The organism is Paenibacillus sp. FSL R5-0345, assembly GCF_000758585.1.
In the GTDB taxonomy this organism is placed as follows: domain Bacteria; phylum Bacillota; class Bacilli; order Paenibacillales; family Paenibacillaceae; genus Paenibacillus_AQ.
Map to the genome: position 1 here is coordinate 1155892 of NZ_CP009281.1, position 22103 is coordinate 1177994.

Consider the following 22103-nt stretch of genomic DNA (forward strand, 5'->3'; position numbering starts at 1 on the left):
TATGAATTTGAATGCAGAGAAACTACACCCCAAACCGCCAAGGAAAATAAAGCATTATTTCACAGTCATCATATTAGTAGTATTACTGTGGAGAAGTGCAGTTTTGACCGATTCATCTATCGGTGAGCTGATCTCCGGTCTGCCGAATATGCTGGATCTGTTTAAGGAAATGTTCCCTCCAAACTGGGGGTATTTTGACAATATTATAGATGCGATGCTGGAGACGATCCGGATGGCATTGGTCGGTACAACGTTTGGTGCCATTCTTGCAGTTCCCATTGCACTACTGTGTGCAAGCAATATTACGCAAAGTCGATGGCTTCATTATCCAGTGCGTATGCTGCTGAATTTGATCCGCACAATTCCTGATCTATTGCTGGCTTCTATTTTTGTCGCCATTTTCGGTCTCGGTGCGCTTCCGGGAATATTTGCTTTGACGGTATTTTCGCTGGGGCTGATCGCCAAGCTTACGTATGAATCGTTGGAGACGATTGAAAAGGGACCTTTGGAAGCAATGACTTCAGTCGGAGCGAATAAGACGCAACGAATTATATTCGGAGTCATTCCGCAGGTACAGGCTCATTTCATGTCCTATGTGCTGTATGCCTTTGAGATCAATGTCCGTGCTGCAGCAGTTTTAGGTTTGGTAGGCGCGGGTGGAATCGGCCATTACTATGAAGTGACATTAGGCTTTTTAGAATACGATAAGACTTGCACCATTATCTTGTTCACATTAGCAGTAGTATTGATTATTGATTATGTAAGCACTAAGCTGCGGGAGAAATTAATATGAGTAAATCATGGAATACCCTTGTCCCTAAACCTCGTAAAAATCGCTTCCGCCTACTGATTTATGTGGCATTAGTGATAGTCTATATTTGGGCCTTTTCCGGAGTACCGTTTAATGGATTTAAAGAAACCGCCGGGGTCATTACTAAGGCGATCTTTGCCGGGATATTCTCACCTGACTGGGCCTTCGTTTATTTACCAGATGGGGAGGATCTGCTTCGTGGATTGCTTGAAACGCTTGCTATTTCAATTTTAGGAACTTTTATCTCGACCTTCATATGTATCCCTTTTGCTTTTTGGGCTGCGGTCAACATGAGCAAGGGAAAGGTGATTTCGGGTTCCGGTAAGCTGGTGTTAAGCTTTATACGGACATTCCCTGAGATCATTATGGCTTTGCTGTTTATCAAGGCTGTTGGGCCGGGTTCATTTGCAGGTGTACTGGCTCTGGGACTGCATTCCGTGGGCATGCTCGGCAAATTGTTCGCGGATGAGATTGAGAATATTGATAACGGTCCACTTGAAGCCTTAATTTCTTCTGGCGCCAGCCGCATGCAGGTGTTATGGTTTGCTGTTGTACCGCAGGTATTGCCAGGCTTTCTATCCTACACTTTATACAGGTTCGAAATTAACGTTCGCTCAGCTACGATTCTGGGTGTGATTGGAGCTGGGGGGATTGGTACGCCGTTAATCTTCGCACTCAGTTCACGGAATTGGGACCGGGTCGGAATTATCCTACTAGGCATTATTGTGATGATTACGATTATTGATTTGATTTCCGGCATGATTCGGAAGAAGCTAGTATAACTGAATCGCGTAATTACATGTTAGACAAAGACCTCCTTAGGGTATGAATAGAGCCTATGGGGGTCTTTTTATGATTAGCGCATTATTCGGAAAAGCTATATAGAAGTAATAATACTTTTTGTGTTAACATATGTTGGTCTATCCGAACTTGTACCAAAGGAGTTGAAAACTTGGAAACTGCGCTTATTGGCAGCTTTGTATCAGCAATGGCTACGGTGCTTGGAGCGTTTCCGATCCTGTTTGTGAAGAGGTTATCTGAGAAATGGAAGGACGTTCTCGTTGCTTTTACAGCAGGTATTATGGTATCGGCTTCTACATTTGGACTCATGCCGCAAGCGATTAAAGAATCGGGGATTATCGCTTTAACCTTAGGCTTGATTACAGGTGTACTGCTTCTCGATTTAATTGAAAAAAACATTCCGCATATCGACGTGGAGAATAAACCCGGATACACCAATATGGATTCGAAGGCGTTGCTCGTTTTGATCGCGCTATTCATTCACAACATACCAGAAGGTCTTAGTACGGGATTCAGTTATGCCAGTGAACAGGCGAGCCTGGGTCCGACCGTGGCCATTGCAATTGGTGCGCAAAATATGCCCGAAGGATTGATTCTTGCAGTCTTTTTGATGAATTCTAGAACAAGCAAGTTAAAAGCCCTGGGAATTGTTACGCTTACCGGACTTATGGAAATGGTATCTGCGGTGATCGGCTATTTTACAGCCAGTTATCTGCAAAATGTAGTGGGTTATGGTCTTGCTTTTGCAGCCGGGGCTATGCTATTCATCGTCTACAAGGAACTTATTCCAGAGAGTCATGGCCATGGTTACGAACGGCCTTCGACGTATTCATTTATCTTTGGATTATTAATTATGGTGTATATTACGCAGATATTTGGGTGAGTAGAAAAAAAACGGCCAATGAAGTGCCAGAGCAGCTTAAGCTGCCTGACCTCATTGGCCGTCTTTATGGTTTAATCTATAATTATCCTCGCAAAATCGTCTCGATTTGCTCCAGCTCTTCTGCGCTTAGCTCCGGTGCATTCAAGGAAGCGACAGCATCTTCAATCTGGCTCACCTTACTTGCACCGATCAAAGCTGAAGTGACTTTACCTCCGCGGAGTACCCAAGATAACGCTAGTTGAGACATTTTTTGTCCACGTGCAGCAGCAATCTCGTTCAGTTTGCGAACCTTAGCGATCTTCTCTTCCGTAATGGCATCTTCGGACAGGAATACACTTGGTCCAGCAGCGCGAGAATCGGGAGCAATTCCGTTAAGATAGCGGTCGGTAAGAATGCCTCCTTGTAGTGGAGAGAACACAATCGATCCGATACCCTCCTCAGTTAATACATCCTGCAAGCCGTCTTCGATCCAGCGGGACATCATGGAGTAGTTAGGTTGATGAATCAGGCAAGGCGTTCCAAGCCGAAGAAGAATTTGTGCCGCTTCGCGTGTCTGTTCAGGGTTGTAATTCGAAATCCCAACATACAGCGCTTTACCTTGACGTACAATAAGATCCAGCGCAGCCATAGTCTCTTCCAGTGGTGTATTCGGATCTGGACGGTGGTGATAGAAAATATCTACATAATCAAGGCCCATACGTTTCAAGCTTTGGTCTAGACTGGAGACGAGATATTTCTTGGAGCCCCATTCGCCATAAGGACCGGCCCACATATAATATCCAGCCTTAGTAGAGATGACCATTTCATCACGATAAGGAGCAAGATCCTTCTTAAGGATTTGACCAAAGCTTTCTTCTGCGGAGCCAGCTGGGGGACCGTAGTTATTAGCGAGATCAAAATGAGTGATTCCAAGATCGAAAGCTCTTCTTGCCATGGCGCGACCATTCTCGAATAAGTCGTTTCCGCCAAAGTTATGCCATAGTCCTAGCGAGATCGCCGGAAGGAGTAGACCGCTTTTTCCAGTGCGGTTATATTTCATATTGTCATATCTGGTAGCGCTTGCGTTATACATCATTATTTCCTCCTAAAAAGACTTATTTCTGATTACGTTACGTCCTTATTGTAGCGAAAGATCCCGGACAAACGTATGTCAGCAAGGAAGAAGTTTATAGTACAATGTCATTTTCGAGATGACGGACACGGTATTCTTTTGGAGAACAACCTTTCACCTTCTTGAACATCCGCGAAAAGAGTAAGGGGTCCTGATAGCCGACAGAACGCGAGATCTCACCGATAGTACAAAGGGTTTCTGTCAGAAGCTCGCATGCTTTAGCGATTCGGTAATTTAATAAATATTGCTGCGGTGGCATACCAATGGTCCGTTTGAACAAGGAAGATAAATATTTTCGATCCAGTTTGAGAGAAGAAGACAGCATCTCCACGGAAATGTTCTCACAATAATGTGTATGCAAAAAGTGCAGACTTTGCTCAACGTAAATACTCTTTTGACGCGGTAAAGGAAGTACATCCGGAACAGCTGGCACCGCTTGAAGCAAAAGGGAGAAAAAATCATACATAATCGCTTTTAGTGGCAGGTCAAGACAATCCGAAGTGTCGGCTGCTTCTGTCAGGCGCTCGTAGAGATTAGGCATAAGCTGTTCATCCATCGGGAAGATTGGCTGCTCAGGCGATAAGGAAGTTTTGGATAAAATATATGATACCTGTACTCCGGTGAAAGCTACCCAAGAATAAGTCCAGGGCTTTGATAGGTCTGCTGCATAAGAAGTAACGATATGAGGGTAGGTAAGAAAAGCTTGTCCTGCTTGCAGGATATGGGTCTGTTCTCCCACAGATACCTTTCCTGTTCCCTCATGAATGAAATGTATTTTGTATACGTCACGAACCCCTGGTCCGAAAAAATGCCCAGGTAGACACTGCTCCCGACCCCAGTAATGGAGATGCAAATCGGGATTACCTCTGAAGGGACGCTCAGAATTATAATTAAATATCGCCATGATTTCTTCAGTCTCTTTCTTTTATAGAGTTAAGCAAGGGCAATTTTGCCCGTCTTCTTTTATTATACAGCATATTTTAGTGGGACCATTACTTGGAATGGAATGCGAATTCTGAGATAGAAGTTTATCCCTGCCCAGTTTGGTTAAGTAAGCTATGAAGCTGAACGTATGAGCTAACTTCGATCACTAGGAGGTAATGGAGATGAATAAGAGAATAGTGGGTGTCTTTGCTGCCGAATACGAAGCTTCGAGGGCTATTGAAGAGTTGAAACGTCAAGGCTGCAGAACAGAGGACATATCGATTATCGCGAGAAATTCAGAGAGTGCGGATACGCTTAGAGATGAATCAGGGACTCAAGCGCCGGAAGGAATAGCTACTGGTGCGGCTACTGGTGGTCTGCTGGGTGGTTTGACAGGGCTCCTGATGGGAATAGGCGCTTTGGCTATTCCTGGTATTGGACCGATTATCGCAGCCGGACCGCTTGCGGCAATGCTGGCTGGAGCGGCAATAGGTGCTGGTAGCGGTGGACTAGTTGGCGGTCTTATTGGTCTTGGCATTCCTGAAGAGGAAGCCAAGCGTTACGATAACTACGTAGGTGAAGGCCATATTCTTGTAATGGTGGATGTGGAGGGTGAGCGTAAGGAGGAAGAAGTGAAGCGGATTTTCGTACAGCATAATAGTCTGAACTCAGACCGTTTTGAGGATATCGCAAATATAAATACAGCTGAGAATCGAAACTATGATGGCAGTGTAAAAGAAAGCGATGCGCTCCGGGCCGCTGATCAGCAAGAAGCGAGAAATTTAGCTCAAGCCACCGGAACCATGGATGCCATGGATACCTTAGCGAGTGAGCGCATTAGAAATAAATAAGAGTGAATAGCTATTTAGTAAAAACAGACTATTTCACTAGCCATGGGTGAGCTGGTGAGATAGCCTGTTTTTTGTGATTTATAAAGAGGCGACGTTCTGTCTAACAGTCAGTGCATCCGGTATTTCTTTACCAGGAAGGAAATGAATGCTGCGGATGTAGCGGATCGTCCGACTCTGTGCCCGCATAATGACCGAATGTGTCTCTGCGCGTTCTTTCCCAATGAAACGGACGCCGTTCAGGAATTCGCCTGACGTTACACCCGTGGCGGCAAAGAGAACGTCACCTGTGCCAACCATGTCCTCCATGTATAGCACTCTCGTAGGATTGGTAATTCCCATACGTACACAGCGCTGTAACTCTATTGGTCCATCTGGGAGCAATCTGCCTTGCATTTCTCCGCCAAGGCATTTCAGTGCAGCGGCGGCAAGGACACCTTCGGGTGCTCCGCCCGAGCCCATGTACAAATCCACATCGCTATCCGGCAGTGCAGCCGCAATAGCGCCAGCTACATCTCCGTGACCTAACAGCTTAATCCTTACACCCGCTTCTCGAAGGCTATGAATGAGTTGTTCATGCCGTTTGCGGTCAAGAACCATTACGGTTAGCTCGGAGAGGGACTTGCCACTGAAGTGGCATGCTTTCTGGAGAGTGACCTCTACAGGGTCTTCGAGACTAAGCTTACCGGCAAGCTCAGGACCGCAAGCGAGTTTCTCCATATAAATGTCTGGAGCATGAAGCAGGCTGCCCTTATCTGCTATGGCAATCACGGATTGGGCATTGTGTAGACCACAGGCCACCACTTCAGTGCCTTCCAGAGGATCGACGGCTACATCGACAGAAGGGCCCTTTTGATTCCCAACTTTCTCGCCAATATAGAGCATTGGAGCATCATCCATCTCTCCTTCACCAATGACGACCGTTCCGTCGATGGAGACAGAATCAAACATGGAGCGGATGGCAGTCGTGGCTGCATCATCTGCCGCATTTTTATCTCCCCGCCCGATCCAGCGAGCCGAGGATAATGCACCTAGTTCAGTTACCCGTACAATCTCAAGAGCCAGTTCGCGATCCATTCTAATTCCCTCCAGTACATCCCATATATTTTATAAAATATAAGAATTTATAAGTTTCACGCTATATATTATCCTTATATTTCTCGCATAAACGCTTACCGTCCTTATTAGAACGCCGAAGGCGTTTTTGCTTGATTCGAATGTTAGATATAACCCATAATAATACCAGCGGTTTCTTCTATAGCTTTGTCGGTAATATCGATTACAGGACAGCATAGTTTATTGAACAGAGAAGAGGCACATTCCATCTCCTCTGTAATCCGCTCCAGACTTGCATATTGGGAGCCAGTCGGTAACCCAAGCACCTTCAGCCGCTCGGAGCGAATCTTCAGCATATACTCCGGCTTCATGGTTAGTCCGATTAGTCGGTTCGGCGGCAGACTTAGCAGCTCTTGCGGAGGAGCAATTTCCGGAATAATCGGATAGTTAACGACCTTTTTCCCCCGATGAGCCAAAAAGATACTAAGTGGTGTCTTCGAGGTACGGGACATCCCTAGCAGAACGATATCGGCTTTTAGCATGGCGCCGAGATCCCGGCCATCATCACAGGCAACTGTGAATTCGATAGCCTCCATGCGGCGGAAATAGTTCTCATCAAGCTGGTGCAACAGACCCGGTCGCTGCTGTGGAGCATCGTCAAACGTATCGATGAAAGCTTGCATCATGGGGCCCATGATATCGACGATACGAAGGTCAAGCCGTACGGCCTCTTCTTTAATCATTTCTCTTAGCTCCGGCTGCACCAGCGTATAGACGACAAAACCTTTATGCTGCGCGGCTTCTTCCATAAGCTTCCGGAGCTCATCTTCATGTCTAATGTTCCCGTATCTTTTGATGGTGATCTGCTGATTCTGGAATTGATGAATGACGGCCTGCACGACAGCTTCTGCCGTATCTCCTATAGAATCTGAGCAGATCGTTATTAGGTTGGAAGATTGCTCGATGCTCATGAATTCCTCCTGTTATCCTTTGGCTTCAAGTTCGAGGAGAAGTTTTACGATAGCAGTTTTCGTCAAACGTCCTATGACATCCAGTTTCGTACCACTGTCCTCAGTGGCGCTGGGAACAACTACCGGTAAACTATCTACCTCGTGAAAAATCATTTTATGTGCGGCGTCAAGCACCGTCTCATCTGGTGAAGTTGTAACTACTTTGGGCTGGCGTGTCATGACCATGCTTACGGGCATGGAGACAGCACCCGGATTGCCAAGGGTTACCTTCAGGAAATCCTTACGTGAAGCAACACCGGTGAGCTTACCCTCTTCGTCACAAATAATAAGGGTGCCAACATCCTGTAGAAACAGCGTAACTACGGCATCTTGAACCGTAGTAGTCTCACGGATAATGATAGGTACACTTTGAATCTCTTTAACCTTTGTCTCCTGCAACAAATAATTGCTTCCCAGACGATTAGATGATTTGAGTCCTGGGAAGTAACCGACTTTAGGTTTAGCATCAATATATTTGAGCATAACCAGAACGGAGAGATCAGAACGAATCGTTGGCCGCGTTAGATCTAGACATTCGGCAATCTGTTCGCCGGTAATCGGAGCTCTTTTGTTCACAATATCAATGATTTCTAGTTGACGTGATGTCAGTTCGATCGCAATTCCCTCCACTTCAGATAAAAAGGCATTCCTCTTAGAAAAGAAGCGCCGTTAAGCGAATCCTCCTTTCATATATGAGTCATATATAGACATTTTTAATTTAACTTGGTTATATAATACGCAATAGTGGTCATAAATGCAATATATAGTACGTCATATATTTGATTTTTTTAAACCGGATGTACTGATCCTACGCTTTAGCATTAATTGCTTCAAGGCGTCAGCGTTCACTAGGATAGTCCCAGCAATAATGGTGAATACACCGAGGATCGTAACCCAATTCACGGCCTCATTATAAAAGAAAAAGCCAACCCCTACGGCAATCGGTGGAGAAATATAGAGCCAGGTAGAAGGAAACACAGGATTTGTCTTAGCGACGAGCCAGTAGAACAACGAATGACCGACCATCGAGCCGATTACGATTAGATAGAGCAGTGAACCTGCGGTCTCGTAAGAGAGCAGAAACTCAGGATGTACATTTTCGGTCGCTAAAGAAAGAATGAATAATAACACGCCACCATACATCATTTGGGCTGCATTAAGTGCGATTGGAGAGACCTCGGGCATACTGTTGATTACTTTTTTAGAATAAATCGCACCTACTGCGTAACAGCATTCCCCAATGAGGACAGCTGCGCAGCCGATGATCCATAGCGGTGAAATATCAACGACAAGATTAGGTAGAACGAGCAGCAATACACCAGTTAATCCGATAATGCAGCCATATAGGGAGATGGCGGGTGCTTTTTGACGAAGAATAGAGGTTTGGAGTAATAGAATCATGATCGGTCCGGTCGCAGAGAGTACGGCTGCAAGCCCAGAAGATACATATTGTTCAGCCCAGTAAAGACCCGCGAAGGTGCCAAAGGTTAATGCAGAGCCGGTGAAGAGCATTTCTTTACGCAGGAGCAGGGAGAAGCTTGCCTTTCGTTTCCAGACCATCCATAGAAATAGTACAGCACCTGCAACGAAAAAACGTAAGCCAGCTGAAAAGAAGGGCGGCGCACCAGCATCCACACCGATTTTGATCGCTAGAAAGGTCGTGCCGAAGATCAGACATACAAGTGCATAAGCGAATAAGATCATTTTGAAAGTCCCCTTTAATGTGTTAAATCATTTTGTTAATCATATAGGGGAGTATACAGAACAGATGACGTTGAGTAGAACAGATGACTTCGGAAATCGTGTACAATACTGTAAATAGGAGTTGCTCGGAGAGGAGTTGCAGTGAGGTGAAGAAGTCAGCGAGCGCGGAGCATAATCATCCCTTGTTTCGGCAGGTATATGGATTTCTAGTGAATCGCATGGAGCGAGGAGAGTGGGAGGCACATGATAAGCTTCCTTCTATACGGCTGCTTGCGGAGGAATTAAAGGTACATCGACTGACGGTATTCAAAGCGTATAGAATGCTGACGGAGGATGGTAAGGTATATGTAAAAGACAAATCGGGTTATTACGTATCACCAGTAAGCAGGCTTCCTTCAAATGAAGAGGGTGCCGCAGTATCTGCTTATGCGCTCACTAATCCGCTATCAGATATACAAAGAGTGCCGACCAAGTATCAGTTCTCGCAAGCGCTGATTGATCCGGGATTACTGCCGAACCTTTTTCTATCCGACTATGTCAAAAAAGTGTTCGATTTATATCCAAAGGTAATGGGGACATATTCTTCGGTTCAGGGAGATGAAGAGCTACGTGAGACGTTAAGTCGTCATTTTCGGAAGAAACATCGGTTACAGTTATCCTCGGAAGAGCTGCTTATTACTTCAGGCGCGCAGCAGGCGATCAATCTGATTGCTCGAATTGTGCTCGGGCCTATGGACACGGTGCTTGTGGAGCGACCAACCTACAGTGTGGCCATGGATGTTTTTCGCCGGGAGGGGGCACGGTTGATTCCAGTGGAGATTACTCCGACGGGCTATGACTTGGAGAAAGTTGAAGCTTTGATGAAAAAGCATAAGCCACGCATGTTCTACATCAATCCGACCCATCACAATCCAACCGGATATACGGTGCCAGTGCAGCAACGCAAACTGTTAGTAGAGCTAGCTGAACGTTATCGCTGTCTACTGGTAGAGGATGACCCATTTCGCGATATGTATTTTGAAGAGGAGCCCCCGCCGCCTTTTTTTGCTTATGATACGGAGGGCTGGGTGATTTATATCAGCAGCTTCAGTAAATATGTAGCTCCAGGCTTACGGATCTGCGCGGTGGCTTGCCGTTATCCATTTATGGAACGCTTGATCACAGCTAAATCACTCGCGGACAATGGAACTCCGCTGCTTAACCAAAAAATATTCTTGCATTACTACACTTCAGCACGCTTGCAGAATCATCTCGGTAAGCTGCGTATTGCGCTTCAGGTGCATAAGGAAATTGTGGAAGAAGAGCTAGCTGCAACTGGGTGGGAGTGGACGCCTCCGCAAGGTGGTTTAAATCTATGGGTGAAGCTGCCGGATCATCTTTCGGTGGATCGACTGTTTGCCTCAAGTATGGCGCAGTCGATTGCATTTGTGCCAGGAGAGCTGTTTGATCCGCTGGGGGAAATGAAGTCGAGAATTCGAGTTAGCTATTCCTTCGCAAGTGAAGGGGTGCTACGTGAGGGGATTCAGCGGTTGATTGCTATAGCGCGGGGGTTATGAGTAGGTACATTAGATATGAGAGACCAATGAAGACCAATCCGGGTAGAATTGACTAGACTTGTATAACTTGTTTTAAAATTCCTGTAACACTTTCCACATCTGCTCCGTCTGTAAGATAAAGAAGGAGGTCATTAAGGTGCGAAAGTTCAATTTTCGAAGTCCAGTGATGATAATTCTATGTATTACATTAATATTTATGGCCTTGCTGACGGTGCGGCCCTCCGTTACTTATGCATGTTCCTGTGTTGTACCTGCGGAGCCGCTTGAGGCTCTGGAGTCAAGCTCGGCCGTCTTTGTTGGGAAGGTAGTAAAGATAAAGGAGCCAAGGGGAACTATAATCTCGTCCGCGGATCCAGTAAAAGTAACCTTTGAGGTTGGTTCCAGTTGGAAAGGGGTCGAGGGGAATAAGGTTACCTTGACAACTGCTCTATCGTCTGCCAGCTGCGGGTTTGAATTCGTGGAAGGGGAAAGTTATATCGTCTATGCAAATGATAATAGGGAAGGAGATTCAGGTGAAATAGTGGCCAGTTTATGCAGTCGAACGAAGCTGCTTGCCTCGGCATCAGAGGATCTGAAGGAGCTTGGACCTAGTATATCGGCAGGGACTCCTACAGCTACTCCGGAGGTAACATCAAATCATTCGCCGAAATCAGGAGCTGGGAATAATGGTGCGACTGATGTTGAGGGGAAACCAGCTGCGGACAGTGACTCTTTTCCACTTGTGAATGTTGGGATCAGTGGAGTCATTATCGTTTTGATAGCGATAGTTGGCACTGTGCTCTACCGTCGTAGAGATGGTGGAACGCGAAAAAAATGACGCTGTGATGAAGCGGTCGCCCGGGAGTTATTCGTGCGACCGCTTATTTATTTGAGCTGACCTTAACTACAGTAACCAATAATTAGGGAAATCCTCCCTTAAATTAACGTGTTTTACTCGATATTATTGATAATAAGGGAAAACCTCCCTAAAATTCAGCGGAAATTGTCCATTTTGGCAATATTCTGCTCATTTATAGGGAGGTTTTCCGCAAAAGGTACAAAATACGCTTATAAAGTTCGATTTATAGGGAGGTTTTCCCTAAACTTAGTTTCAGGGAGGGCTGATTCTGTGAAGCCAGCTGAAAGTGAGGTGCTATAGGTGTTGCAAGTGTTACAGCCGCTGCAGGTAGTGTGCGGTTCTTTACGGTGATGCAGGTGATGTGCAGTGATGTAGATGATGAACAGTGATGTACGTTGAATTTGGGCAATTTTATGCCGCAAGCTTACGTCACACCCACCCGAACAACCGAGCGAGTTGTGCAACAACGAAGGTTACTCCAATGGCGATACCGAGTGGAATGACTGCGGAGAGAACAGCCCACTTCATGCTTTTCGTTTCCTTATAGATGTTCACGAGTGTCGTACCGCAAGGATAGTGGAGCAGGGAGAACAGCATCATGTTAAGTGCGGTCAGCCAAGTCCAGCCATGTGATAAAAAGACATCTTTGATGCTGCCCAAGCTGTCGATATCGACCATAGCTCCTGAGGACATATAGCCCATAAGCAGGATAGGCAGGACGATTTCATTTGCAGGAAGACCAAGAATAAAGGCCATGATGATAAAGCCATCCATGCCGAGCATGTGTGCAAAGGGATCAAAGAATGCAGCCATATGATTCAGGACAGAATCCCCGCCAATAAACAGATTACCTAAAATCCAAGTGATAATCCCAGCAGGCGCAGCTACCACGATTGCCCGAGTAAGTACGTTTAAGGACTTATCTTTGGAGGAAATAAGTATGGTCTTCCAAATTTGCGGCCGGCGATAGGGTGGGAGTTCCAGTGTGTAATGTGTTGGAACACCGCGCAGCGCAGTTTTGGACATGACCCAGGAAACCGTCAGTGTAACAACGATGCCGATTAGCACCATCCCCATAAGTACGGAGGCGGTTGTGAGCGAACGGAGTACGCCTGTCGTAGCGGCACCTGCCATGAATAAGGAAGACAGTAGAATCAATGTCGGCCAGCGGCCGTTACATGGAACGAAATTGTTGGTCAAAATCGCGAGCATCCGTTCACGCGGCGATTCGATGATTCGTGTGGAGAGGATAGCGGCGGCATTACAGCCGAAACCCATAGACATGGTCAACGCTTGCTTGCCGTGGCCTCCTGATTTTTTGAACAACCGGTCCATGTTAAAAGCAACTCTTGGCAGATACCCGAAATTCTCAAGCAGCGCGAACACTGGGAAAAATATCATCATTGGCGGCAGCATGACGCTGATTACCCATGAGGTTCCTCGATATAATCCGAGAACAAGCACACCGTGCAGCCAAGCGGGAGCATGGATCGCCTCGAATCCGGCCGTCAGATAACCTTCAATGAAGCCGAAGAAGGAAGCTAGCCAGCTTGAAGGATAGTTGGCGCCGGCAATTGTAATCCAGAACACGATACCGAGGATGGCGAGCATAATAGGGAATCCCCATATTTTTGAGGTAACGATATTATCTAGCTTATAAGTGCTGTTCAGCTTTTTCTTATCTTGATAAGTGACTGCATCCCCGCAAATGCCTGCGGATACGCCGTAAATGCCGCTGACAATCTCATCTCGAATCGATCCGCCGTCAGCGAGCTTCTTCGCTGTAGACAGCAGGGAATCTAAAGGATCTAATCCCTTAGTGATATGCGGTGACTCCATGACCGATGACCTCCTTTGCTTCAGGTAAATCTTTATCCGTCATATTCTCTTTAAGAGAAGTTAGTAGGCTGTCATCACCGTCCAGCAGGCGGAGTGCAATCCAGCGGGCTGGGTATTTGCTGCCGATGGTTTGTTCTACCAGTGGGGTAAGCTCTGCAATTCCTCGTTCAATCTCCTCGTTGTACGTAATTCGCAGTGGTTGTGCGGTGAATGCACCTGTAGCGACTCTCTCCACCTGGTCCAATAACGCCTCAATGCCGATTTTATTACGAGCTGATATCGCTACAACAGGCACGCCGAGACGTGTCGATACCCAGTTTTCGGGCTTCATCAATGAGGTTGATGCAGACGACAGTCTGCCCGGTAATCTCTAGCACTTGCAAGGCAAGGTTGAGGTTTCGTTCTAGCGAAGTAGCATCAAGTACGACTAGTGTCACATCGGGTTGTTCAAAAATAATATAATCTCTAGCCGCTTCTTCATCAGCGGAATTCGAGTACAAGGAATACGTACCAGGAAGATCTACTGCTAGGTACGTATGGTCTTTATGCTTAAACTCGCCTTCAGCAGTAATGACGGTTTTACCTGCCCAGTTTCCAGTATGCTGGCGCATGCCGGTCAGCAGATTGAAAAGCGTGCTTTTGCCAGTGTTAGGATTGCCTGCAAAAGCGACTGTGAACTGACTCATGCCTCAACACCTCCGATTACTTCTCCGAATATTAAAGAACTTTCTTCTCTACGCAATGCAATGGTCGTGTTGCTTACCCGAAAAGCTATAGGATCTCCTAATGGACTGCGTCGCAATACCTCTACGGCATTCCCCACTACAAACCCGAGATCCAGTAATCTTCTTCTAAGTACGCCCTGAACTTCAATGCCGCTGATACGTAGCGTGCTGCCTTTAGCCGCTTCTGATAATGGAATACTAGTTCCAGACATAAGATCTCCTTCTTTCATTTATTGTTATTTGTATTTTTATGGTTATTATTTTGTGCATTGGAATTTTTCTTGCGGTCTAACACAATATTAGTATATGCGAACAACTTTGTCCCTGCAACAAGAATGTTTCCCTAAGGCAAAATTAATTTAGGCAGCAAAAAGCCCCTAACGGAAGAAGGCTTGCGCTCTCCAGCCGAGGGGCTAAGGTTGAGTCTACTCATAGGCTTGTCTTTAATTGGAACAGTCTAATCCAAGTTGTATCAGCCGTGATGTTACGTCCAGCTTCCAAAATCAAGCGTGCGACCAGTCTCTACTAAGGTTTTGGTATTACTTAGAATTTGCCACCAAGCGCTGGTGCTTCCGGCATACGAAGGATCTTCAGGATGCCATTCATCGTGGATAAGCGTGAGCTTTGTAGTTCCACCCACCGGTTCAAGCAGCCAAGAAATACGCGATTCATATCTTTCATGTCCTTTATGATAGGAGGGGCCGACCTGATGAGTGAAACGTAGTGCTTTTTGTGGGGTGAACTCGAGCAGAGTCCCATAGACATGCAGCGTTTCATCTCCATCTGCACCGGGCCCGATGTATTCCAGTAATTCTCCTTCTTTGAAGGTCGAACGAATAACGCTGCCGTAATAAATCTGCTTCGTACCTTCCGGAGAGATTAAGGTTTCCCATACCTGCTCAGGTGTTCCGTTAATATAAAACTCATAGTGAAGTTCTTTCATTGGTTATTCCTCCTTGGTTTCTACTTTCCTTAACTCCTCTTACTCTTTTACACTATATAAAAGGATCACTGACAACTACGGTCAGTGATCCTAAAGAATAATTTAAGTTTTATAATGAGCTGCTAAGTTGGAGGCAATGTCAGCTAGTCTTTCTTTCAGTGAAGAAGGTTCTATGATGCGTAACGTGGTTCCATAAGGCAACAAGAAATAGGGCAAATAGGTGAGTAAAGAAGCTTCGTCTACTAGAAAGCGGGCTTGTCCTTCCATGCGCTGTACCAGCGTATGCCCGAATAACCAATGGCTGCATAAATCATTCAAGATTCCTTCGTCTGATGCGATGATTACTGTAACTAGTTCCGCATCCGTATTGCGTGCAGGCAGTAAGTTTTTTAACAAAAAATCACGTGCAGAGAAGTCAGCAGGACGAGCAAACACAGCTTCTGTACGGTGGAGTTCAACCATTCTATCGACCCGGAAACTGCGAATTTCTTGCCGCTCGTGGCAGTAAGCTACGGTGTACCATTGGCCCTTCCACAATACAAGTCCGTAAGGATCAATAGCTCGGGAGGATATGTTTTCTCCATTCCCCTTACGATACTCCATTTGCAGGGTGTACCCGTTGGCTGTCCCCAGCTCTAATTCTTGGATCAGGTGGCTAAGCGGCGGGGAAGGAGAGTGGATCGTCTCAATACCATTCTCATGCCGCTCCATCTGTTCTAATTGCTGCGCATTGCTATACCTTTTGAGCTTAGAGAGGGCTCGGTCTAGAGCATCTACATAAGGATAACCGGTTCCCTTAGCAAAGGATGAGGCTTGTAGAAGGGCGCGTTGTTCTTCGGAATCAAAGAATAATGGAGCTTCGATAAAATGTTCGGGTAAGCTATAACCGCCGCCAGGTCCGCTATCTGCGATAACGGGTACACCACTGATGCAAAGCGCATCGATGTAACGGTATACGGAGCGGACACTGATCTCTAACGCTTCAGCTAGTTCTCCGGCGGTTCTTCCCCGCTGCTTGAGCATCCAGAGAATAGATAACATATGATCGGCCTTGGACATGAATCAGGGCCTCCTTGCCAGTGGTATTGAATAACTATAGCAAGTTTAACGTTAAGTCACTGTTTCGCCAACCGGAACCGGAACCGGATTCATTAAACCACTATTTACTTGACTAACCCTTTTAATAGAGGCAGGTAGAGATTCATTCAACTTTATTCTCAGTATCGCTTAGGAGAAACGCTAACTTGCTTCAGAGGGTAAGCTTAATTTAAGTGTGCTTTGTACATCTATTTCTGCTTAAATCACCACCAGAATCCGTTTAGTTGTACTTTGTACATTTAACAGTTCGGTAGAGGTATTGATTTTTACTCGGAGATTGGTATTTTGTGAACGCACTATTCATTTTTTGGCGTATTAAATAATAATAACTAAATTTGACATGTTATTGATTTTTAATCCCCTGTAATATGAAATTAAAGGAAAGGGGTGTGGAAAATGAAATTTAATTTTAGACCTTACCGTTCTGAAGATCTGCTTAAGGTCCGTGATTTTCTTATACATAGTTATAGTAAGCTAAAAGGTCCAAATACTTGGCTTATAGACCGCTGGGAATTCGTTATTTATTTTCAAGAGACGCAAGGTGGGACGCTGGATCAGTGGGAACGAAACGTAGGCTTATGGGAGTATGATGATGGAGAGCTGGCTGCCGTAGTATGCATGGACGATGGATTTTACTTTCAATGTGCAGAGAAGAACCCTCCAGAAAGCTTGCTTGATGACATGTTTTCCTTTGCTGAACAGAGAGTTGGGGATGAGAATGAGGGTTTCGTACAGCTGTATGTTCCAATACCGGAGTTCATGTCCTCTGCTGCAGCGGTTGCTAATAAGAGAGGTTATAGTCTAACTAAGAAACGGGAGAGTGTAAACTCTCTGCAGTTGGATAAAGAATTTCCTGTTGCGCTACCCTCTGGCTTCAGAATCTGTAGTGGTGATGAGATCGATGTGACTTCAAAAGCACTCGGACATATTATGGCCTTCGACTATGCAGACACACCGGAGGCTGAGCTAACGCTGCAGCATTATGGAAATATCAGAAAAGCGCCGAGCTACAACTCACATTTAGATCTCAGTATCGTGAACGAAGCTGGTGAAGTCGTCTCCTTCTGTAATATTTTTTGGGACAGTGTTAATGGAATTGGCATACTGGAGCCTGTAGGCACATCCATTAGATATAGATCACTGGGACTTGGTCGGGCGGTTTTGCATGAAGGATTTAACCGTTTAAGAGAGCTTGGTGCTATCAAAGTCTATGTAGGTTCGATGCAGCCGTTCTACGAAAAATTGGGGTTTAATACCGAAGTTTGGCTGCAAGTATGGGAGTACTCTGGTCACATATATGAAGCTGTTCGTGATGATCTCAACACTGGAAACGTGAGTAGTAAGTAGGTTGGCAGCACGTCATAAATAATCCCCTTGATGCGTAAGACATCGAGGGGATTATTGTTTTTTTATTTTGGCTGAACAATACAATGATACGTTAAGATATGCTCGCATAGGAGTTGAAACTTCTGTTGTTGATTGCACTTTGTACAATAGATTCTATCAAAAAGCAGCTGGAATCTGCTTCTATTGCACATTCTGCAATCAATTGTTGTGAGAACGGCTGACTATTACAAATGCGTCGTATTCTAATGTACAAAATACAACAGAATCCCATTTTCCTATAAAAAAGAATGCTTCTATTGCACAAACTGCAATAGAAGCATCAAAAGAAGTATTCTTAGAAGCCGAAGCCGAAGCCGAAGCCGAAGCCGAAGCCGAAGCCGAAGCCGAAGCCGAAGCCGAAGCCGAAGCCGAAGCCGAAGCCGAAACCAAAGCACGGAGCGTAGCACAACGCGCTTACGATCCGCCGCCTAGATCGTTCTATTGATATTTAACTACAATCGCATTGCTAATCTGACGCCCAGGGGTCGTGAGATATTTGCCATTGTAGTACAGTCCGCTCGACGCGCCGCCATCCAGATTCATGGCTTGATACGCACCAGCCTGCTTCATCATTTCGGCCAGTTGCGGGATAGTAGCTCCACCAGTGGTCAGCAGAATCAGCTTGTGGTCCCGAGTGAGACCAAGTGCGCTGCGGGCGCCGCCGCCGGTTAAGATTTTAGGATCTTTGAAGCCTTCTGCCGCTACATTAAGAGATACCTTGCCGTTCACAAGAAGTCGCGGACCGGCTTGAAGTGCTCCTTCCATGGAACCGGAAGCGAAGCGGCTTGTGAAATCCAGCCCTGGAATAAGCGAGGCAAGATGGTTACTGTCATAGGTGAAAATTGTTCGGCGATCCCCGGAGCTATTTTTGAGCATTTTTCCGCCACTGACCATGTAGCCGTAAGGAGTCTTGTAAGCCCCTTTGGTGTAAGCATCAAAGAAGGTACCATTAATTGCAACTACGGCATTATTGCGCTTAGCTAGACTGCTCAGGTCCTCTACCTTTCCAATTGTATTTCCTGCTAATACAACATCAAGCTTCACCTTAGGATGCAGTAGGGATACCGTAACCGTCTGGGCTTTGTAAGATTTGCCGCCCACCTTGAAAGTTTTACTAGCACTGACAACGGGGGAGGAATCTGTTTTGATAAGTGCGCCAGTCTGTACAGGAACGGTCGATGAAATATCGCTATTAGTCAGGGTTACAGAAGAGGCTTCCTGATTCCAATCTAATTGAATGCCCAGCGTTTTGCTGATAAAGGACAAAGGGATATATACCGTACCGTTATCACTAAAAGCGGAGTCGGTTAGTGTAACGGACTTGTCATTGACGAGTGCAGCTGCTTGTCCTACAGTAAGTGTAATCTTAGTGTCTGCGTTCGTAATGGTTATACGTTTGTCACTCGCATTCATTTCAGCATGTATGCCCGTGAAATTATTTAAGAGGCGCAGTGGGATGTACGAATGGTTATTTTTGGTCACATACACGGTGTTTTTCGGAACCGGAGCAGCACCAACAGTGGAGGAACAAAATGTGTAAACCGGAATGAAACATAGAAGGAATGCAAGAAAGAACGGGAACAATAACTTTTTCATATTAACCAAAATCTCCTTATCCTGTAGCTGATGTAAAAAGCGGTAAGGTTTATTATACCTCAAGTTCTAAAACATGGATAACTCTCATTTTTCAAATACTCATGGAAGGATTCTGATAGAATATAGATACCATTAAAAGAATAGTACTAGAACTCAACAACTAAAGGGAGATCTTTATGACTACAATAGGCTTAATTCGCCATGGAAGCACAGCGTGGAATAAGGAAGGCAGAGCACAAGGACATACGGATAATCCATTGGATACTGAAGGCCTGGAGCAGGCGGCTCTTCTTGCCGAACGGCTAAGCACAGAACATTGGGACTATTTATATTCAAGTGATTTACTAAGAGCAAGACAAACAGCAGAGGTAATTGCTACAAGGCTCGGCATGGAGATCGCCGGTTTAGCACCGGGTATCCGTGAGATGAACGCAGGGCTAATTGAGGGGACTACGGAACAAGATCGTGTTGAACGCTGGGGAAGCGGGTGGAAGACATTAGATTTGGGACTGGAAAATCCAGAAGCCAGCGAGATCAGAGGTAGTCAGGCGATCGAAGAAATTGCGGAGAAACATCCGGGCAGTCGTATACTGGTGGTTAGCCATGGTGCGATTTTGCGTAGTACGCTTAGACGACTTATTCCAGATCTGAACGTAACCGTTTTGCTGAGCAATACGTCTATTACTCAGATTACTAAATCCGATGCAACCTGGAACTGTGAGCTGTACAATTGTGCGCAGCATTTGACGATGTAATTAGTGTTCAGAAAATGTTCAGAGCATTTTAATATAGTAATTGCTCAGAAAGCTAATCATTTTTGTAGTCAGAAGGATGTGCGAATCTAAGGTGGCAGAGGTCCAGATTTACTTACAAACGTTATTATCCATTCTCATCGCAGCAGCGGCCGGTTATTTAGTACTAAGGCTTTACCGGGATATTTCTTCTAAAACGCCTCAAAAAAGAGCGATTCATACCGGCCTTTCCGTTATCATTATCGTCGCCTCCCTATGGAGCATGCACCAGCTAGGCGTAAAAACTTTACTGGGAAATGAAGTGGCCGATGATGGGATTATTATACCGCTATTGGTCTATGGACTTACGATAGCCCTAATCATGTTTTTGATTACACGAATGAATCTAGTATGGGCTGAAAGAGAGCAATTGAAAGAGCTGGCATATAAGGATGCTTTGACAGGGTTACTGAATAAGAATGGAATGGATCATTTTTGGGATCGGTGCAAGGTAAATGAACAGCTTGCTGTGTTGTTTCTGGATCTGAATCGTTTCAAATCGATCAATGACAGCTTGGGGCATCATGTGGGGGACTTACTGCTGCAAGAGGTGGGTAAAAAGTTAATTCAATTCTCCAGCAAAAGAAAACGTCATATCTTCCGCGTGGGCGGGGATGAATTTGTAATTGTCGCTAAAGGTTGCTCCCAGAAGGAAGCGGAGCAGCTTGCTGTGCGGATTCTGGAGAAGACGACTAAGAGTTACCAGCTAGGTGAGCATAACTTGTTCGTCTCCATGAGTATAGGGATCAGCATAAGTCATGGTAAAGTGGATCATTTTAGGCTGCTTAACGAAGCAGATACAGCGATGTACGCCGCCAAACAGCTCGGTACGGGGCGTTACTCCGTCTATAAGAATTAGAATGTGTTTGTGTAAAATACAAGCGGCAGCCATGGACCTCATCATAAGTCCTGGACTGCCGCTATTTTTATTGGACTTACTATACTCTTGGGATGAAATTATGCGCCAGGCGAATGAATACTATTAGTCACTTGTTTGCTGCCCTTCATGAGGAACAAGCAGACAAGAGCAACCGCCATACTAATCGCCGCCACGTAGAACAGGATCGAGTAATCAAAGATATCAATCATAAGTCCCAGTAGTGGAGGCGAACTGATGGCAGCCAGAGAAGAGACCAGATAATACATCCCTGTTCGTGTGCCAATACTTTCTTCTGTTCCTGTTGCCACAACATAAGGATAGGAATTGATATTAATGCAAGCCCAGAAGACTCCACCCAGCAACAGTAATCCACGAAGGAGCAAAAGGTCCTTTGCAAAACCGACAAGAGCAAAGATGGTCATTAGTCCGCATACGCCGATGATGATCATCTTTTTCTTTCCGAATCTTCCGCCCAGCCAGCCGCTCGGTATGGCGAACAGCACAAAAGCTAAAGAGAAGAAGGTGAGCGAGAAAGAAGCCGCTTGTTCACTAAGACCGAGATGATGTTTGCCATATAAGGTAAACAGTGTCTCAACGCCTTGATAAGCTACGAACCAGAAGAAAATCGCCGCTAGCAAAAATACTGTTGTACGGTCAAGCTGACTTCGAAAGGAAATACGTGAGGGCTTGGTGGCAGTAACAGCTTCTGAAGGAAGCTTCATTTGTACGTTTACGCCATCCCGATTTTCTTTTATGAAGCGTGATACGATAAACAGACATAACAAGGTAATCAGTCCAGCAACGATAAACGGAAGCGCTGGATTTGATTTATACAGGATCGAACCTACGCCGAAAGCGAGTATAGAACCGAACCCACCCATGAAATTAATCAGCCCGTTTGCCTTCGTACGCTGTTCTTCAGGTGTAATATCCGGCATAAGGGCGACGGTTGGTGAACGGTATAAGCTCATGGCCAGATTCATCAGCATCATAAACAACAGAAGTGTAAATAGTCCGGTATGGAACGGAATCAGCATGGTTAGCACGGCAGCGAAAGGCATACCGATCATAAGATAAGGCATTCTGCGTCCAAAAGGTGAGGTAGTGCGGTCACTGCGGTTGCCGATCCAAGGCTGCAGGAATAAGGCAAAGTAATTATCAATCGTCATCAAGAAGCTGATAAGTGCCACACTATGTACGTATTTTTCTAGAAAAAAGGGTACAAATGCGTTATACAGACTCCACGTAATGCTGATGCTGAAAAAGCCGAATCCGAGCAACCAGACTTTTTTCACACAGTCAC

The 22103-nt window shown here is 45.6% G+C and carries 21 protein-coding genes and 1 pseudogene; 9 read left to right on the top strand and 13 right to left on the bottom strand.

Annotated elements, in window-relative coordinates; all coding sequences use genetic code 11:
* The first annotated feature begins 1 nt into the window (after position 1).
* The 3 genes from phnE (R50345_RS05045) (at position 2) to R50345_RS05055 (ending at position 2495) form a co-directional block, all read left to right on the top strand.
* Positions 2 to 793, top strand: coding sequence for a phosphonate ABC transporter, permease protein PhnE (gene phnE, locus R50345_RS05045; RefSeq protein WP_042124631.1), 792 nt, complete (start codon positions 2 to 4; stop codon positions 791 to 793).
* Positions 790 to 1593 carry a phosphonate ABC transporter, permease protein PhnE gene (gene phnE, locus R50345_RS05050; protein ID WP_042124633.1) on the top strand — a complete coding sequence of 268 codons (804 nt, stop codon included), beginning with the start codon at positions 790 to 792 and terminating at the stop codon, positions 1591 to 1593. The genes phnE (R50345_RS05045) and phnE (R50345_RS05050) overlap by 4 nt, the downstream gene beginning before the upstream one ends.
* Positions 1594 to 1763: 170 nt before the next feature.
* On the top strand, positions 1764 to 2495 hold the full coding sequence (locus R50345_RS05055) for a ZIP family metal transporter (RefSeq protein ID WP_042124635.1): 732 nt from the start codon (positions 1764 to 1766) through the stop codon (positions 2493 to 2495).
* Positions 2496 to 2577: 82 nt separating this feature from the next.
* On the opposite strand, the gene R50345_RS05060 is transcribed toward R50345_RS05055, so the two are convergent.
* A complete protein-coding gene (locus tag R50345_RS05060; RefSeq protein ID WP_442950200.1) occupies positions 2578 to 3567 on the bottom strand; it encodes an aldo/keto reductase in 990 nt (329 codons plus the stop codon).
* Between the two features lie 94 nt (positions 3568 to 3661).
* Entirely contained in the window at positions 3662 to 4510 is an 849-nt protein-coding gene (locus R50345_RS05065) for an AraC family transcriptional regulator (RefSeq protein ID WP_042124639.1), read from the bottom strand.
* Positions 4511 to 4712: 202 nt separating this feature from the next.
* Between R50345_RS05065 and R50345_RS05070 the strand changes: the two genes are divergently transcribed.
* The gene (locus R50345_RS05070; protein ID WP_081953998.1) at positions 4713 to 5381 is read left to right on the top strand and encodes a general stress protein; all 669 of its coding nucleotides are present in this window, start codon (positions 4713 to 4715) and stop codon (positions 5379 to 5381) included.
* A gap of 78 nt (positions 5382 to 5459) precedes the next feature.
* Here R50345_RS05070 and glpX read toward each other — a convergent pair whose 3' ends face one another.
* The 4 genes from glpX to R50345_RS05090 form a co-directional block, all read right to left on the bottom strand.
* Positions 5460 to 6455 (bottom strand): class II fructose-bisphosphatase, encoded by a 996-nt coding sequence (glpX, locus tag R50345_RS05075; RefSeq protein WP_042124641.1) that lies wholly within the window; start codon positions 6453 to 6455, stop codon positions 5460 to 5462.
* A 143-nt stretch (positions 6456 to 6598) separates the two neighbouring features.
* Positions 6599 to 7405, bottom strand: coding sequence for a pyruvate, water dikinase regulatory protein (locus R50345_RS05080; RefSeq protein WP_042124643.1), 807 nt, complete (start codon positions 7403 to 7405; stop codon positions 6599 to 6601).
* Between the two features lie 12 nt (positions 7406 to 7417).
* Positions 7418 to 8074: a CBS domain-containing protein gene (locus R50345_RS05085; RefSeq protein ID WP_042124644.1), complete on the bottom strand. Its 657-nt coding sequence runs from the start codon at positions 8072 to 8074 to the stop codon at positions 7418 to 7420.
* A 141-nt stretch (positions 8075 to 8215) separates the two neighbouring features.
* Positions 8216 to 9148: a DMT family transporter gene (locus tag R50345_RS05090; RefSeq protein ID WP_042124645.1), complete on the bottom strand. Its 933-nt coding sequence runs from the start codon at positions 9146 to 9148 to the stop codon at positions 8216 to 8218.
* 146 nt (positions 9149 to 9294) lie between these two features.
* Between R50345_RS05090 and R50345_RS05095 the strand changes: the two genes are divergently transcribed.
* Complete coding sequence (locus tag R50345_RS05095) at positions 9295 to 10704, top strand: aminotransferase-like domain-containing protein (RefSeq protein WP_042124647.1); 1410 nt, start codon at positions 9295 to 9297, stop codon at positions 10702 to 10704.
* Positions 10705 to 10840: 136 nt separating this feature from the next.
* Positions 10841 to 11521 (top strand): hypothetical protein, encoded by a 681-nt coding sequence (locus tag R50345_RS30120; RefSeq protein ID WP_052414470.1) that lies wholly within the window; start codon positions 10841 to 10843, stop codon positions 11519 to 11521.
* Between the two features lie 450 nt (positions 11522 to 11971).
* Here the strand turns inward: R50345_RS30120 and R50345_RS05105 are convergent, their stop codons facing one another.
* The 5 genes and pseudogenes from R50345_RS05105 to R50345_RS05125 form a co-directional block, all read right to left on the bottom strand.
* Positions 11972 to 13381: a nucleoside recognition domain-containing protein gene (locus R50345_RS05105; protein ID WP_042124649.1), complete on the bottom strand. Its 1410-nt coding sequence runs from the start codon at positions 13379 to 13381 to the stop codon at positions 11972 to 11974.
* Positions 13359 to 14067 (bottom strand): annotated as a pseudogene (locus R50345_RS05110) (FeoB small GTPase domain-containing protein). Before R50345_RS05110 ends, R50345_RS05105 begins: the two are co-directional and overlap by 23 nt.
* A complete protein-coding gene (locus R50345_RS05115) occupies positions 14064 to 14318 on the bottom strand; it encodes a FeoA family protein (protein WP_042124651.1) in 255 nt (84 codons plus the stop codon). Before R50345_RS05115 ends, R50345_RS05110 begins: the two are co-directional and overlap by 4 nt.
* 272 nt (positions 14319 to 14590) lie before the next feature.
* Positions 14591 to 15049 carry an SRPBCC domain-containing protein gene (locus R50345_RS05120; RefSeq protein ID WP_042124653.1) on the bottom strand — a complete coding sequence of 153 codons (459 nt, stop codon included), beginning with the start codon at positions 15047 to 15049 and terminating at the stop codon, positions 14591 to 14593.
* Positions 15050 to 15151: 102 nt separating this feature from the next.
* Positions 15152 to 16108, bottom strand: a complete 957-nt coding sequence (locus R50345_RS05125) for a helix-turn-helix transcriptional regulator (protein WP_042124655.1) — start codon at positions 16106 to 16108, stop codon at positions 15152 to 15154.
* A 435-nt stretch (positions 16109 to 16543) separates the two neighbouring features.
* Here R50345_RS05125 and R50345_RS30125 point away from each other — a divergent pair, with 435 nt between their 5' ends.
* Positions 16544 to 17494 carry a GNAT family N-acetyltransferase gene (locus tag R50345_RS30125; protein ID WP_052414471.1) on the top strand — a complete coding sequence of 317 codons (951 nt, stop codon included), beginning with the start codon at positions 16544 to 16546 and terminating at the stop codon, positions 17492 to 17494.
* Between the two features lie 477 nt (positions 17495 to 17971).
* On the opposite strand, the gene R50345_RS05135 is transcribed toward R50345_RS30125, so the two are convergent.
* Positions 17972 to 19129: a phosphodiester glycosidase family protein gene (locus tag R50345_RS05135; RefSeq protein ID WP_042124657.1), complete on the bottom strand. Its 1158-nt coding sequence runs from the start codon at positions 19127 to 19129 to the stop codon at positions 17972 to 17974.
* Between the two features lie 176 nt (positions 19130 to 19305).
* On the opposite strand from R50345_RS05135, the gene R50345_RS05140 reads away from it, so the two are divergent.
* On the top strand, positions 19306 to 19884 hold the full coding sequence (locus tag R50345_RS05140; RefSeq protein ID WP_042124659.1) for a histidine phosphatase family protein: 579 nt from the start codon (positions 19306 to 19308) through the stop codon (positions 19882 to 19884).
* A 76-nt stretch (positions 19885 to 19960) separates the two neighbouring features.
* The gene (locus R50345_RS05145; protein ID WP_081389765.1) at positions 19961 to 20779 is read left to right on the top strand and encodes a GGDEF domain-containing protein; all 819 of its coding nucleotides are present in this window, start codon (positions 19961 to 19963) and stop codon (positions 20777 to 20779) included.
* Positions 20780 to 20877: 98 nt separating this feature from the next.
* Here R50345_RS05145 and R50345_RS05150 read toward each other — a convergent pair whose 3' ends face one another.
* Entirely contained in the window at positions 20878 to 22095 is a 1218-nt protein-coding gene (locus tag R50345_RS05150) for an SLC45 family MFS transporter (protein ID WP_042124661.1), read from the bottom strand.
* Positions 22096 to 22103 lie beyond the last annotated feature (8 nt).